Source organism: Pseudomonas gingeri (genome assembly GCF_013385425.1).
GTDB classification, from domain to species: Bacteria; Pseudomonadota; Gammaproteobacteria; order Pseudomonadales; family Pseudomonadaceae; genus Aquipseudomonas; species Aquipseudomonas gingeri_D.
Genome location: NZ_JACAQA010000032.1, coordinates 63,867 through 78,285, shown reverse-complemented (window position 1 = coordinate 78,285; position 14,419 = coordinate 63,867). Strand labels below are relative to the sequence as shown.

The following is a 14,419-nucleotide window of genomic DNA, read 5'->3' as shown; positions in this document are numbered from 1 at the left end:
TTGTGTCGTGTGCAAAATAGGCGTACGACGCAGAACCTATTGTGGGAGCGGAGCTTGCCCGCGAAGGGGGCGACTCGGTCCAGCGCCTTACACAAACGCCCGATGCAACTGCGCCAGCGTCTGGAAATGATAAGCCGGCTGCTGCGCACTCAACTCCTCGAAACTGCCGAACCCATACCCCACCGCCGCCGCATCCAGACCATTGCGTTGCGCGCCGATCAGGTCGTGCTTGCGGTCGCCGATCATCAGCGTATCGCTCGGTTCCAGCCCTTCTTCGGCGATCAGGTGGGCAATCAGCTCGACCTTGTCGGTCCGCGTGCCATCCAGCTCGCTGCCGTAGATCATCTTGAAGTGCCGGGCAAAATCGAAATGCCGGGCAATCTCCCGGGCAAACACCCAGGGCTTGGACGTGGCGATATACAAGGTGCGCCCCTGCCCGCCCAGCAGCTCCAGCAACGGCATGACCCCTTCGAACACCCGGTTTTCATACAGCCCGGTCACCTTGAAGCGCTCCCGGTAGAAGTTCACCGCCTCCCAGGCCTTGGCCTCGTCAAACCCGTAGAACTGCATGAACGCCTGCAACAACGGCGGGCCGATAAAGTGTTCGAGCTTGCCGAGGTCCGGCTCGTCGATCCCCAGTTTGCCCAGCGCGTACTGGATCGAACGGGTGATGCCCTCGCGCGGGTCGGTCAGGGTGCCGTCGAGGTCGAAGAGAATCGTCTGGTAATGCATGGAATGTCCTGGCTGTACAAAAAATAATCAAACGGCCTGGTGATAACCTTCGGCCATGTGCAGGTCCTTGAGCTTCACGTAGTTCGCCGCGCTGTAGGTGAAAAACGCCCGTTCCTTGTCCGTCAGCGCGCGCGCCTGCTTGACCGGGCTGCCGACATAGAGAAAGCCGCTTTCCAGGACCTTGCCCGGCGGCACCAGGCTGCCGGCGCCGACGATCACCTCGTCCTCGATCACCGCGCCGTCCATGACGATGCTGCCCATGCCGATCAGAATCCGGCTGCCCACCGTGCAGCCATGCAGCATGACCTTGTGGGCGATGGTCACGTCGTCGCCGATCAGCAGCGGGAAACCCTCGGGGTTGAAAGGCCCGGCGTGGGTGATATGCAACACGCAGCCGTCCTGCACGCTGGTGCGTTGGCCGATGCGGATGCGGTGCATGTCGCCGCGGATCACGGTCAACGGCCAGATGGAGCTGTCGGCGCCGATTTCGACGTCGCCGATCACCACCGCCGAACGGTCGACAAAGGCCCGTTCACCGAGTGCCGGCGTGAGGTTCTGATAGGTACGAAGGGTCACGATAGGCGCTCTCTCTTTGGTTGATAGCTGCGGTCGACGTCGATTGTAATTAAGATGGGCCCATGTTTCTTCCAGCCAAGGTGCCAACCGTGAGCGTGAACAACCCTCTTCTGCAGTCCTACGACCTGCCGCCGTTCTCGGCGATCCGCGCGGAACACGTGCTGCCGGCCATCGAACAGATCCTGGCGGACAACCGCGCGGCCATCGCCGAAATCCTCGCCACCCAGGGCCAACAGCCTACCTGGGCCGGGCTGGTCCTGGCGATGGATGAACTCAACGATCGCCTGGGCGCCGCCTGGAGTCCGGTCAGCCACCTGAATGCCGTGTGCAACAGCGCCGAATTGCGTGAAGCCTACGAGGCCTGCCTGCCGGCCTTGAGCGCCTACTCCACGGAGCTGGGCCAGAACCGCGAACTGTTCCAGGCCTTCGAAGCCCTGGCGAACAACCCGCAGGCCGCCAGCTTCGACGTCGGCCAGAAAACCATTCTCGAACACTCCCTGCGCGACTTCCGCCTGTCGGGTATCGACCTGCCACCCGAGCAGCAAAAGCGCTATGCCGAGGTGCAGAGCAAGCTGTCCGAACTGGGCAGCCGCTTCTCCAACCAGTTGCTCGACGCGACCCAGGCCTGGACCCGGCACGTTACCGACGAGGCCGGTCTTGCCGGCCTGAGCGATTCCTCCAAGGCGCAAATGGCCGCCGCGGCCCAGGCCAAGGGCCTGGACGGCTGGTTGATCACCCTGGAATTCCCGAGCTACTACGCGGTGATGACCTACGCCCAGGACCGCGCCCTGCGCGAAGAGGTGTACGCCGCCTACTGCACCCGTGCCTCGGACCAGGGACCGAATGCCGGCCAGTACGACAACGGTCCGGTGATGGAAGAAATCCTCGACCTGCGCCAGGAACTGGCGCAATTGTTGGGTTTCGCCAGCTTCTCGGAATTGAGCCTGGCGACCAAGATGGCCGACTCCAGCGACCAGGTGCTGACCTTCCTGCGCGACCTGGCCAAGCGCAGCAAGCCGTTTGCCGCCCAGGACCTGCAACAACTCAAGGCCTACGCCGCCGAACAAGGTTGTGCCGAGCTGCAAAGCTGGGACAGCGGTTACTACGGCGAGAAGCTGCGTGAGCAACGCTACAGCGTTTCCCAGGAAGCCCTGCGCGCCTACTTCCCGATCGACAAGGTGCTCGGCGGGCTGTTCGCCATTGTCCAGCGCCTGTACGGCATCGAGATTGCCGAGCAGAGCGGTTTCGACACCTGGCACCCGGATGTCCGCCTGTTCGAAATCAAGGAAAACGGCCAGCACGTCGGGCGTTTCTTCTTTGACCTCTATGCCCGCGCCAACAAGCGTGGCGGGGCCTGGATGGACGGTGCCCGTGATCGTCGGCGTACGGTTGATGGCGTCCTGCAAAGCCCGGTGGCCAACCTGGTGTGCAACTTCGCCCCGGCCGACAGCGGCAAGCCGGCCCTGCTGACCCATGACGAAGTCACCACCCTGTTCCACGAGTTCGGCCATGGCCTGCATCACCTGCTGACCCGTATCGACCATGCCGGGGTGTCCGGTATCAATGGCGTGGCCTGGGATGCCGTGGAGCTGCCGAGCCAGTTCATGGAAAACTGGTGCTGGGAGCCCGAAGGCCTGGCGTTGATCTCCGGTCACTACGAAAGCGGCGAACCGCTGCCCCAGGACCTGCTGGAAAAAATGCTCGCGGCGAAGAACTTCCAGTCCGGGCTGATGATGGTGCGCCAGCTGGAATTCTCGCTGTTCGACTTCGAACTGCATGCCACCCATGGCGATGGCCGCAGCGTGGCACAGGTCCTCGAAGGCGTGCGCGACGAGGTCTCGGTGATGCGTCCGCCGGCCTACAACCGCTTTCCCAACAGCTTTGCGCACATTTTCGCCGGCGGTTACGCGGCGGGCTACTACAGCTACAAATGGGCGGAAGTGCTGTCGGCCGACGCCTTCTCCAAGTTCGAGGAAGAGGGTGTGCTGAACGAACAGACCGGTCGTGCCTTCCGTGAAGCGATCCTGGCCCGCGGTGGCTCCCAGGCGCCGATGGTGCTGTTCGTCGACTTCCGTGGCCGCGAGCCGTCGATTGACGCACTCTTGCGTCACAGCGGCCTCGGCGAGGATGCCGCGGCATGAGCGAGGCTACCGTGATCAAGACCAAGAAGCGCTTTATCGCCGGGGCGGTCTGCCCGGCGTGCAGCGAGCAGGACAAGCTGATGATGTGGAGCGAAGACGACGTTCCGCACCGTGAGTGCGTGGCTTGCGGCTATGCCGACACCCTGAATGAACAGGGTTTGTCGGTGCCCAAGGAGCTGGGCACGCGGGTCAATACCGCACCGGCCAAGGCGCCGCAGGACAACAAGGTCCAGACCGTGCAGTTTTTCCCCAATCCCAAGTTGAAAAAGCCCGACGACAAGTAATCCCACCGTTCCGCTCTCCCGGGCCGTCCAAGGCCCGGGGATGTCTTATCCCTGTACCACTCGCGCAAGCGCCTGCTACCCCAGACTGTGGCCTTGAGCGGACCCGCTGGCGGTCCGTGCCTGTCCAGGAGTGAACCGTGGGGACCTTCAACCCTTTGCTGCACGCGCAGCCGCCTGATCTGCCGGCCTATTCATCGGTGCGTGTCGAGCACCTGCTGCCGGCGCTCGAGGCGCTGATCAAACACCACTGGAGCGCGATCGACGAGATTATCGCGAACCAGAGCGAAAACCCGACCTGGGACGACTTCTTCGTACCGGTCGACGCCTTGCGGGGGCGCCTGGCGGGGCTTATGGGCGTCATTACCGCCTTGAGTACCGCCCGTCCCTACCCCGTGTGGGGAGAGGCGTTCCACAGTTGCCGCCGGCGTTATCTCGCTTACCGCCTTGAAGTCAGCCAGCATCCCGGGCTCTTTCAACTCTACGAACGCCTGGCGGGCAGCGCGAACGCGCGCCTGTTCGACGCCACGCGTGTCGCCGCGCTCCAGCGGGTCGTGCTGGATTGCCGGCTGGCGGGGGCGCATTTGTCCGAGGAACAGAAGACCCGGCTACGGGCGCTGGACGCGCGAATCCGGCAACTGGAATTGCGCTTCCTCAACAATGTGCGCATCGCCAGTGAAGACGGCAGCCTGTACTTCAGCGACGACAGTACCCTGGAGGGCGTTTCGGACGAGGACAAGGTCCATATGGAGCTGTACCACGAGTCGAACTTTGCCGGTTGGTGGTTGAACATCGACGATCCGCAGGCGGTCAGCTCGATCTTTCGGGATGCGCGAGGGCGCGAGCTGCGCCAGCAGGTCTATGAGGCCGTTGTGAGCCGTGCCAGCGATGCCGAAACGGACCATGACAATACGCCCGTGCTCGACGAGTTGCTGCAATTGCGCTTCATGAAGGCTGAGCTGCTGGGCTTCGCCAACAGCGCGGCACTGCAACTGCAAAGCCTTTCGTTGAGTTCTGCCGAGCAGGTCGAGGGATTCTTGCGCCGACTGGTGGCCGCGGAAAAACCAGGCTGGATCCGCGAAGTGGAGGTACTGGAGGCGTTTGCCGCCGAGCAGGGCCTGACGGAGCTGAAACCCTGGGACCGGCCCTTTTATAGCCAACAGCTGCGCCTGCACAAGGGCGCGATCAGCGAGGATGAAAGTCGCGCCTACTTCGAACTCGAGCAGGTTCTGAAAAGCCTGCTGGCACTCCCCGCTCGCCTGTTCGGCGTTGAATTCATCGCCCGCGACGAACTGGATACCTGGCACCCCGACGTCCGCCCGTTCGAGGTTCGCGAGTATGGGCAGGCGATAGGCTACCTGTTCCTTGATCTGTTCGCCCGCGAGGAGAAGACCACCAGGAGCGGCGCGATGTATGCGCTGCGCCATCGGCTGCTATCGGTCGAGGGCCGCAGCCTGACCCTGCCGGTCGTGGTGCTGTACTGTTATCTTCCGCGGCCCGCGGCTGACAAGCCCCTGCTGCTCAAGCACGGACAGATGCGGGTACTGTTCCACGAGTTCGGGCACTGCCTGCATCAGTTGCTGGACCGCTCTCCTTGCTGGAGCTTGTCCGGTACCGATTCGGCCAGGGATGCTGGCGAGTTCTTCTCGGCGTTGCTGGAGTGCTGGTGTCATTCGCCTGCCTATCTCGTCGAGATCAGTCGGCACCACCAGACCGGCGCCGCGCTTTCTGCCGATCAGGCCGACCGGTTGATGATTTCACTCACCACCGGCAACGGCTTGAAGTCGGCCAGTACCCTGATTCTTGCCGCGCTCGCGTTGGAGCTGCACCAGAACCCCGCCCGGGAGCAAAGCGTCCTGGAGCGCAGCGCACGGGTGCGCGATGAGGTCTTGTCGCTGCCGGCACCGAGCGATGTGCGTCAGGTCTACAGTTTCAGTCACCTGGTCACCGGCACGGACGCCGCCTACTTCATCTATCCCTGGGGGCAGATGCTGGCGAGGGTGGTGTTCAGCCGTTTCGAAGAGCAGGGACTCTTCGATCCCGTGGAAGGCAGGCGCCTGCGCGAGCTGGTCTTCGCGCCGGGCGGTTCCCGGCCCATCCTGAAATCCATTGAGGCGTTTCTGGGACGAACCCTCGATGAACTCACTGCACCTGTGCCGACTTGAGCCAGCTCTGCACCGCGCAGGTAGCGTAGGGACTGGTGCTGCACGCGCCGCTGGCCAGGGCCTCGCGTAGCTTGTCGACCGGCGCCTGCATCATGTAACGGATGCTGTCCTTGAAGTGCGGGGTGTCGCCAAACCCGCCCATCATCATTTCGCTCAGGGCTTCCTCCTTGCTCCAGCCCTGCACCACCACGCGGTACATCGCCGCCATCAGGCCGGTGCGTTCCGTGCCCTTCCGGTCGTGGATCAGTACCGAACCCCGGCCCTCGGCGTCCTTGATCGCGCGCAAGACGGTCAACACGTCGGCGTCATCGACATGGCCGATCCGGTAGGGCAGTTGCACCTGCTTGATGTTCGGGGCTGACAGCCAGCTGGAGTCGGCCTCCGGCTGGAAGTTGATGACCGTGGTGATGTTCAGCCTGGCCAGGATCGGCACGGCATTGCTGTCGGGCAAGGTGCTGCGATAGAGCGTCGGGGTCATCTGGTTGAGGTTGTACTGGTTGCCCACCGGCGTGGCCCATTGCGGCGGGCGTTGGCTGCTGTTGTCGCCGGCCTGGGCGGCGAGCAGCACCAGACCGCTGATCAGCATCAGGCCAAGGAGGGAAAACCAGCGAACGATCGACATAGATGGACGGCGCCCGGAAAAGAGAACTCGATATTGCCCTATAGCATTGTTTTTTACGGATCAAAAGCCCGTGAGTCGAGCGTCAAAGATTTGTGAGAGGGGTGGAATGGGGGCGGAAAAGGTCGAGATTTTTAGCTGAATCGATTCATCCTGATGCTTAGGCTGCTATCATTTGTAACTAAAGGTTGCCAGTGTGTTCTCAATTCGAGGTGTCTCGATAGAGACCGCTACCCGAAAAAGACAGGTTGCTCAATTGAAGTGACCGAATAATCCGTGCGTGCAAGATGAGAGAGGTAACGCCATGTCTGATCAAGATCGAGATAACCCGCGGCGTGAGTTCCTGCGCAAAACCCTGACCTTGATCCCGGTGGTCACCGTGGCGAGCAGCGCGTTGGGCAGCAGTGTCCTGCAAGCCGCCTCGCAAGTGACGCCAGCGGCCGCCGACAAGGCTCCGGTCAACAGCGGGCATTACGAGCCGAGCTTCTTCACCGCCGAGGAATGGGCTTTTCTCAATGCCGCCGTGGCCCGATTGATTCCGGCCGATGCCCAGGGGCCGGGTGCCCTGGAAGCTGGTGTGCCGGAATTTATCGACCGGCAAATGAACACCCCTTACGCCAGTGGCGCCTTGTGGTTTATGCAGGGGCCCTTCGCCGCCGATGCGCCGCCGGAGATGGGTTGGCAAAGCAAACTGGTGCCCCGCGAGATCTATCGGCTGGGCATCGCTGCTACGGAGGCCTGGTGCAAGAAGCTGCACGGTTCAACCTTTGCCGCGCAAGACAGCGCTACCCAGGATGCCTTGCTCAAGCGACTGGAGGTCGGAGACGCCGATTTCGACAGTGTCCCGCCGAAGATTTTCTTCAGCTTCCTGCTGCAAAACACCAAGGAAGGTTTCTTCAGCGACCCGATCCATGGCGGCAACAAAGGTCTGGTCGGCTGGACCATGATCGGCTTTCCCGGCGCCCGCGCCGATTTTATGGATTGGGTTGAACGCAACGAGCAATACCCCTTCCCGGCTGTATCCATTCGCGGCGAGAGGGCATGAGCATGGCGATTCAAATGAAGAAGGTCGACGCGGTAATCGTCGGTTTCGGCTGGACCGGGGCGATCATGGCCAAGGAGCTGACCGAAGCCGGGCTCAATGTCGTGGCCCTGGAACGCGGTCCCATGCAGGACACCTACCCAGACGGCAATTACCCACAGGTGATCGACGAACTCACCTACAGCGTGCGCAAGAAACTCTTCCAGGATATCTCCAAGGAAACCGTCACCATTCGCCATAGCGTCAATGACGTCGCCCTGCCGAACCGCCAGCTCGGCGCGTTCCTGCCGGGCAATGGCGTGGGTGGTGCGGGGCTGCACTGGTCTGGCGTGCACTTTCGGGTCGATCCCATCGAGCTGCGCATCCGCAGTCACTACGAAGAGCGCTACGGCAAACACTTCATTCCCAAGGACATGACCATCCAGGACTTCGGCGTCAGCTACGAAGAGCTGGAACCGTTCTTCGACCATGCCGAAAAGGTCTTTGGCACCTCGGGGCAGGCCTGGACCGTCAAGGGCCAGTTGGTCGGCCAGGGCAAGGGCGGCAACCCCTACGCGCCGGATCGCTCCAATCCCTTTCCGCTGGAGTCGCAGAAGAACACCTACTCCGCGCAGCTGTTCCAGAAAGCCGCCAGCGAGGTCGGCTACAAGCCCTACAATCTGCCATCGGCAAATACTTCAGGGCCCTACACCAACCCTTACGGGGCGCAGATGGGCCCGTGCAATTTCTGCGGCTTCTGCAGCGGTTATGTCTGCTACATGTATTCCAAGGCCTCGCCGAACGTGAACATCCTGCCGGCGTTGCGCCAGGTGCCGAACTTCGAACTGCGGCCCAATTCCCACGTGCTGCGGGTCAATCTCGACAGCACCAAGCGCAAGGCCACCGGCGTGACCTATATCGACGCCCAGGGCCGCGAGGTGGAGCAAGAGGCCGACCTGGTGATTCTCGGCGCCTTCCAGTTCCATAACGTGCGGCTGATGCTGCTGTCCGGCATCGGCAAGCCCTACGACCCGATCACCGGCGAAGGCGTGGTGGGCAAGAACTTCGCTTACCAGAACATGGCCACCGTGAAGGCCTTCTTCGACAAGGACGTGCACACCAACAACTTTATCGGTGCCGGCGGCAACGGTGTGGCGATCGACGATTTCAACGCCGATAACTTCGACCACGGCCCCCATGGCTTTGTCGGCGGGTCGCCGATGTGGGTCAACCAGGCCGGCAGCCGGCCGATTGCCGGGACTTCGAACCCGCCGGGCACACCAGCCTGGGGCAGTGCCTGGAAACGTGCCACGGCCGATTACTACACCCACCAGGTGTCGATGGATGCCCACGGTGCGCACCAGTCCTATCGGGGCAACTACCTGGATCTCGACCCGGTTTACCGTGATGCCTACGGCTTGCCGCTGTTGCGGATGACCTTCGACTGGCAGGAAAACGACATCAAGATGAACCGCTTCATGGTCGACAAACTGAGCAAGGTCGCCGAGGCGATGAACCCCAAGTCCATTGCCCTGCTGGGCAAGCAGGTCGGTGAGCACTTCAACACGTCGTCCTACCAGACCACCCACCTCAACGGTGGCGCGATCATGGGCACCGACCCGAAGACCAGCGCCCTGAACCGCTACCTGCAATGCTGGGATGTGCACAACGTCTTTGTCCCTGGCGCTTCGGCTTTCCCCCAGGGCCTGGGCTACAACCCCACCGGCCTGGTGGCGGCGCTGACCTACTGGTCGGCCCGGGCGATCCGCGAGCAGTACCTGAAAAATCCCGGCCCGTTGGTCCAGGCATAAGGAGCGATGAACATGAAAGCACTGGTTATCGCCACCCTGGCGCTGTTGGGCAATGGCGCGGTCAGCGCCGCCGAGGCCGATCCGTCGGCCCTGATCAAGCAGGGCGAATACCTGGCGCGGGCCGGGGATTGCGTGGCCTGTCACACGGCCAAGGGCGGCCAGCCGTTCGCCGGCGGGCTGCCGATGCAGACGCCCATCGGCACGATCTATTCGACCAATATCACCCCGGATAAAAGTGGGATCGGCGCCTACAGCTTCGAGGATTTCGACCAGGCGGTCCGCCATGGTGTCGCCAAGAACGGCAGTACGCTTTACCCGGCGATGCCCTATCCGTCCTACGCCCGGGTCAGCGACAGCGATATGCAGGCGCTGTACGCCTACTTCATGAAGGGCGTGGCGCCGGTGGCCCAGGACAACAAGGCCGTCGATATCCCCTGGCCGCTGAGCATGCGCTGGCCGTTGGCGGGTTGGCGCTGGATGTTTGCGCCCAAGGTCGCCGAATACCAGGCCGGCAGCGGCGCGGACCCGGTGGTGAGCCGTGGCGCCTATCTGGTCGAAGGCCTCGGCCATTGCGGTGCCTGCCATACGCCACGGGCCCTGACCATGCAGGAAAAGGCCTTGAGCGCGAATGACGGCAGTGCCTTCCTGGCAGGCAGCGCGCCGCTGGAGGGCTGGATCGCGAAAAGCCTGCGCGGCGACCACAAGGATGGCCTCGGCAGTTGGAACGAAGCGCAGCTGGTGCAGTTCCTCAAGACCGGTCGCAGCGATCGCAGCGCGGTATTCGGCGGCATGAGCGATGTGGTGGTGCACAGCATGCAATACATGAGCGATGACGACCTGACGGCGATTGCCCGCTACCTCAAGAGCTTGCCGCCGGTGGATCCGCAGGACGCGCCTCACGCCTATGAGCCGCAGGTCGCACAAGCCCTGTGGAAAGGTGATGACAGCAAGCCGGGGGCGTCGGTCTATATCGACAACTGCGCGGCCTGCCACCGTACCGACGGTCACGGCTATACCCGGGTGTTCCCGGCGTTGGCCGGTAACCCGGTGGTGCAATCGGCGGACCCGACGTCGTTGATCCATATCGTGCTCAAGGGCGGCACCTTGCCGGCGACCCACACCGCACCTTCGAACTTCACCATGCCGGCGTTTGCCTGGCGATTGTCGGACCAGGAAGTGGCGGACGTGGTCGGTTTCATTCGCGGCAGTTGGGGTAACCAGGGCGGCGCGGTGAAGGCCAGTGATGTGGCGGCGTTGCGCAAGGAGGATATGCCGGCCAAACCGTAGGCTGGCGCCTGCCAGACGGTGCTAGGCAGATTCGCCTGACTCCATTACTGTATATAAATACAGTAATGGAGCCTTTCCAATGTTCACCCCGCTCCCACCCCGTGGCCGTGGCACCGCGACCAACCCGCACAACCGCTTCGCGCCCCATCGTTCGGTGGCCGAGGACGACGGCTGGTACCAGGAGGTTCCGCTGACCCAGGGCACCGAGGTGCGCATCGAGACGGCGAAGTCCATCATCACCCGCAACACCTCGCCGGACCTGCCCTTCGACCGCTCCATCAATCCCTATCGCGGCTGCGAGCACGGTTGCATCTACTGCTACGCACGCCCCAGCCATGCCTACTGGGATATGTCCCCAGGCCTGGATTTCGAAACCAGGCTGATCGCCAAGACCAACGCCGCCGCCGTGCTGGAGCAGCAATTGTCCAAGCCGGGCTATCGCGTCGCACCGATCAACCTGGGTTCCAATACCGATCCCTACCAGCCGATCGAACGCGAGCACCAGCTGACCCGGCGGATCCTCGAGGTGTTGCTGCGTTATCGGCATCCGGTGACCATCGTCACCAAGGGCTCGCTGATCCTGCGCGACCTCGACCTGCTCACGGAACTGGCACGGCAGCGCCTGGTGGCGGTGATGATCAGCCTGACCAGCCTCGACGACGAACTCAAGCGCATCCTCGAGCCCCGTGCGGCGGCGCCCAAGGCGCGCTTGCGGGCGATCCGGGTCATGGGTGAAGCAGGTATCCCGGTGGGCGTTTTATGTTCGCCGATGATTCCGATGATCAACGACAGCGAGCTGGAAAGCCTGCTCACCGAGGCCCGCGACGCCGGTGCCCAGAGCGCCGCCTACATGATGCTGCGCCTACCCCTGGAGGTAGCGCCGCTGTTCGAGGAGTGGCTCGCCGCCCACTATCCGCAACGGGCAGCCCATGTCTTGAGCCTGATTCGCCAGACCCGTGGCGGCGAGCTCTACGACAGCCGATTCGGTGCTCGGATGCGCGGCGAAGGGCCGTTTGCCGACTTGCTGGCGCAACGTTTTGCCAAGGCCATCAAGCGTCTGGGCCTCAACCGCCGCGAAGGTTACAACCTCGATTGCACGGCGTTTTGTCCTCCCGGAGGGCAAATGTCGTTACTCTGAGCCATGATCCGGACAAAGGTGTCTGCTGGCGTTTGGCCTGCGCCTATACTCTCGGGTAAGCGCGTAAGAAGCTTCTGGAACGTCCGTCCTAGAGCCTCTGATTCAGCTTGAGTTAAGTTTTCGCGACTAGGGTGAAGCTGCCTGTTGTGTACAGGTGCGTTCAAGGAATCGGGCGTATTGATCCGATGGGTGCTGGCGCGAGCGAGCCAAATCAGGAAAATCCCCTTCAATCCGTCAGAAAAGAGGATGAATCATGAGTGACAAGGATAAACAGCCGTCAGCTGCGTCGGCCTCTGGGCTCCCCGGGGCCGAAACCGCCGATGCGGCGCTGCAGCATATCGTCGATGGCTTCCTGCATTTTCATCATGAAATCTTTCCGCAGCAGGAGGAGCTGTTCAAGAAGCTCGCCACGGCCCAGAGCCCCCGGGCGATGTTCATCACGTGCGCGGATTCGCGGATCGTGCCTGAACTCATTACCCATAGCTCGCCCGGCGACCTGTTCGTGACCCGCAATGTCGGCAACGTGGTGCCGCCCTACGGGCAGATGAACGGCGGTGTCTCGACCGCCATCGAGTACGCGGTGCTGGCCCTCGGCGTGCAGCACATCATCGTCTGCGGGCATTCGGACTGCGGCGCCATGCGTGCGGTGCTCAACCCCGACAGCCTGGAAAAGATGCCCACGGTCAAGGCTTGGCTGCGCCATGCCGAAGTGGCGAAGACCATGGTCCATGAAAACTGCAACTGTGCCAACGAAAGTGAAAGCATGCAGGTGCTGACCGAAGAAAATGTTATCGCCCAGTTGCAGCACTTGCGCACGCACCCTTCGGTAGCCTCGCGCATGGCCAACGGTCACCTGTTTATCCATGGTTGGATCTACAACATCGAAACCAGCGAAATCAAAGCGTATGACGCCGATCGGGCCTGCTTCCTGCCCCTCGATGGCACTCATCCGATCCCGAGTGCGACGCCCAAAGCCCGCTTCTAGCGCCTGAAGCCTCCTCCATCCATTGGGTTCAGCCACGACCGACGTTCGAGCGGTCGGGCTTGGCCATGCCTGAAGAAATCCTCGGGAGATTGATCATGCGTGCTGCACAACTGAAAGCGGTTTTGCCACGGGAGCTATTGGCTTCCGTGGTGGTATTCCTGGTGGCCCTGCCGCTGTGCATGGGGATCGCCATCGCGTCCGGCATGCCACCGGCCAAAGGGCTGATTACCGGCATCATCGGTGGATTGGTGGTGGGCTGGCTGGCGGGTTCACCGTTGCAGGTCAGCGGTCCGGCCGCGGGCCTGGCGGTGCTGGTGTTCGAACTGGTGCGCGAGCACGGCATGGCCATGCTCGGGCCGATCCTGTTGCTGGCCGGCGTGTTGCAATTACTGGCTGGCCGCCTGCGCCTGGGCTGCTGGTTCCGGGTGACCGCCCCGGCGGTGGTCTACGGCATGCTTGCCGGGATCGGCGTGTTGATCGTGCTGTCCCAGGTCCATGTGATGCTCGACGGCTCTCCCCTACCCTCGGGGCTGGACAACCTGCTGGGCTTCCCCGCCGCTGTGGGCCAGGCGTTTTCCGGCGAAGGCAGCGGCTGGCAGGCCGGTGCGCTGGGCCTGGGAACCATCCTGGTGATGTGGCTTTGGGACAAGCGCAAACCCCATGTCCTGCGCTTTGTCCCGGGTGCGTTGCTTGGCGTGGGCCTGGCGACCCTGGCGAGCCTGCTGCTGGCGCTGACGGTCAAGCGCGTGGAAGTCCCCGCCAACCTGGCCGAGGCCATCGACTGGCTGCGGCCCGCCGACCTGCTCAACCTGGCCGATCCCAACCTGCTGATCGCGGCTTTTGCCGTGGCCTTTATCGCCAGCGCCGAAACCCTGCTCTCAGCCGCCGCCGTGGACCGCATGCACGACGGCCAGCGTTCGGACTTCGACCGCGAACTGTCGGCGCAGGGGGTGGGCAACATGCTCTGCGGCTTGCTCGGGGCGCTGCCCATGACCGGGGTGATCGTGCGCAGTTCGGCGAATGTCCAGGCCGGTGCCCGGACCCGCCTGTCGACGATGTTCCATGGCTTGTGGCTGCTGGCCTTTGTGCTGCTGTTGTCCAGCGTGCTGCAAAGCATTCCGGTGGCGAGCCTGGCGGGTGTGCTGGTGTATACGGGCATCAAGCTGGTGGACCTCAAGGTCTTTCGCGGCCTGGGGCGCTACGGGCGCATGCCGATGCTGACCTATGGTGCCACGGCCCTGGCGATTGTCTGCACTGATCTGTTGACAGGTGTGTTGATCGGTTTCGGCCTGACCCTGGCGAAGCTGGCCTGGAAAGCCTCGCGCCTGAAAATCAGCCTGGTGGACTTGCCTGTCGAGGGTGAGATGGAGCTGCGCCTGCTGGGAGCGGCGACCTTTCTCAAGGTGCCTGCGCTGACCCGGGTGCTGTCGACGGTTCCCACGGGCACGGTGGTGCACGTGCCGCTGGGCAACCTGAGCTATATCGACCACTCTTGCCTGGAGTTGCTGGAGGAGTGGGACCGCGCCAACCGGGCCAAGGGTTCGCGATTGGTGATCGAGGCCCATGGCTTGAAACGGCGCCTGGAAGGGCGGCTGCGGACCACCAGTGGTATCGGTTCCGCCGCAGCCTGACGATGGTAAAACGCCACAAAACCTGTAGGAGC

Annotated in this window: 12 protein-coding genes; 9 read left to right on the top strand and 3 right to left on the bottom strand. The window is 62.8% G+C overall.

Annotation, left to right across the window (positions count from 1 at the left end; translation table 11 throughout):
• Positions 1–87: 87 nt before the first annotated feature.
• Together HX830_RS28040 and HX830_RS28035 are read right to left on the bottom strand one after the other, a co-directional pair.
• Complete coding sequence (locus tag HX830_RS28040) at positions 88–732, bottom strand: HAD family hydrolase (RefSeq protein ID WP_103496243.1); 645 nt, start codon at positions 730–732, stop codon at positions 88–90.
• 27 nt (positions 733–759) lie between these two features.
• Positions 760–1,308: a gamma carbonic anhydrase family protein gene (locus tag HX830_RS28035; protein ID WP_177103933.1), complete on the bottom strand. Its 549-nt coding sequence runs from the start codon at positions 1,306–1,308 to the stop codon at positions 760–762.
• 89 nt (positions 1,309–1,397) lie between these two features.
• On the opposite strand from HX830_RS28035, the gene prlC reads away from it, so the two are divergent.
• From prlC to HX830_RS28020, 3 genes are all read left to right on the top strand, one after another.
• Positions 1,398–3,449 carry an oligopeptidase A gene (gene prlC / locus HX830_RS28030; protein WP_371317551.1) on the top strand — a complete coding sequence of 684 codons (2,052 nt, stop codon included), beginning with the start codon at positions 1,398–1,400 and terminating at the stop codon, positions 3,447–3,449.
• Entirely contained in the window at positions 3,446–3,733 is a 288-nt protein-coding gene (locus tag HX830_RS28025; protein WP_152736545.1) for a YheV family putative zinc ribbon protein, read from the top strand. Before prlC ends, HX830_RS28025 begins: the two co-directional genes overlap by 4 nt.
• 137 nt (positions 3,734–3,870) lie before the next feature.
• Complete coding sequence (locus HX830_RS28020; protein ID WP_177103929.1) at positions 3,871–5,895, top strand: M3 family metallopeptidase; 2,025 nt, start codon at positions 3,871–3,873, stop codon at positions 5,893–5,895.
• Here HX830_RS28020 and HX830_RS28015 read toward each other — a convergent pair.
• Positions 5,873–6,517, bottom strand: coding sequence for a phosphatase domain-containing protein (locus HX830_RS28015; protein ID WP_177103927.1), 645 nt, complete (start codon positions 6,515–6,517; stop codon positions 5,873–5,875). The genes HX830_RS28020 and HX830_RS28015 overlap by 23 nt on opposite strands.
• Before the next feature lie 301 nt (positions 6,518–6,818).
• Between HX830_RS28015 and HX830_RS28010 the strand changes: the two genes are divergently transcribed.
• The 6 genes from HX830_RS28010 to HX830_RS27985 all read left to right on the top strand — a co-directional run bounded on the left by HX830_RS28010 (position 6,819) and on the right by HX830_RS27985 (position 14,387).
• Entirely contained in the window at positions 6,819–7,559 is a 741-nt protein-coding gene (locus HX830_RS28010) for a gluconate 2-dehydrogenase subunit 3 family protein (protein WP_152736542.1), read from the top strand.
• 2 nt (positions 7,560–7,561) lie between these two features.
• On the top strand, positions 7,562–9,346 hold the full coding sequence (locus HX830_RS28005) for a GMC family oxidoreductase (RefSeq protein WP_177103925.1): 1,785 nt from the start codon (positions 7,562–7,564) through the stop codon (positions 9,344–9,346).
• A 12-nt stretch (positions 9,347–9,358) separates the two neighbouring features.
• On the top strand, positions 9,359–10,633 hold the full coding sequence (locus HX830_RS28000; RefSeq protein ID WP_177103923.1) for a cytochrome c: 1,275 nt from the start codon (positions 9,359–9,361) through the stop codon (positions 10,631–10,633).
• Between the two features lie 79 nt (positions 10,634–10,712).
• Positions 10,713–11,771, top strand: coding sequence for a PA0069 family radical SAM protein (locus HX830_RS27995; protein ID WP_152736539.1), 1,059 nt, complete (start codon positions 10,713–10,715; stop codon positions 11,769–11,771).
• A gap of 253 nt (positions 11,772–12,024) precedes the next feature.
• Positions 12,025–12,756: a carbonic anhydrase gene (locus tag HX830_RS27990; protein ID WP_177103921.1), complete on the top strand. Its 732-nt coding sequence runs from the start codon at positions 12,025–12,027 to the stop codon at positions 12,754–12,756.
• Positions 12,757–12,851: 95 nt separating this feature from the next.
• On the top strand, positions 12,852–14,387 hold the full coding sequence (locus HX830_RS27985) for a SulP family inorganic anion transporter (protein ID WP_177103919.1): 1,536 nt from the start codon (positions 12,852–12,854) through the stop codon (positions 14,385–14,387).
• Positions 14,388–14,419 lie beyond the last annotated feature (32 nt).

Excerpts from the sequence above, each read along its gene's own strand:
- HX830_RS28040 (WP_103496243.1), bottom strand. The coding sequence starts at position 732 with ATGCATTACCAGACGATTCTCTTCGACCTCGACGGCACCCTGACCGAC.
- HX830_RS28025 (WP_152736545.1), top strand. The coding sequence starts at position 3,446 with ATGAGCGAGGCTACCGTGATCAAGACCAAGAAGCGCTTTATCGCCGGG.
- HX830_RS28015 (WP_177103927.1), bottom strand. The coding sequence starts at position 6,517 with ATGTCGATCGTTCGCTGGTTTTCCCTCCTTGGCCTGATGCTGATCAGC.
- HX830_RS28010 (WP_152736542.1), top strand. The coding sequence starts at position 6,819 with ATGTCTGATCAAGATCGAGATAACCCGCGGCGTGAGTTCCTGCGCAAA.
- HX830_RS28005 (WP_177103925.1), top strand. The coding sequence starts at position 7,562 with ATGGCGATTCAAATGAAGAAGGTCGACGCGGTAATCGTCGGTTTCGGC.
- HX830_RS28000 (WP_177103923.1), top strand. The coding sequence starts at position 9,359 with ATGAAAGCACTGGTTATCGCCACCCTGGCGCTGTTGGGCAATGGCGCG.
- HX830_RS27995 (WP_152736539.1), top strand. The coding sequence starts at position 10,713 with ATGTTCACCCCGCTCCCACCCCGTGGCCGTGGCACCGCGACCAACCCG.
- HX830_RS27990 (WP_177103921.1), top strand. The coding sequence starts at position 12,025 with ATGAGTGACAAGGATAAACAGCCGTCAGCTGCGTCGGCCTCTGGGCTC.
- HX830_RS27985 (WP_177103919.1), top strand. The coding sequence starts at position 12,852 with ATGCGTGCTGCACAACTGAAAGCGGTTTTGCCACGGGAGCTATTGGCT.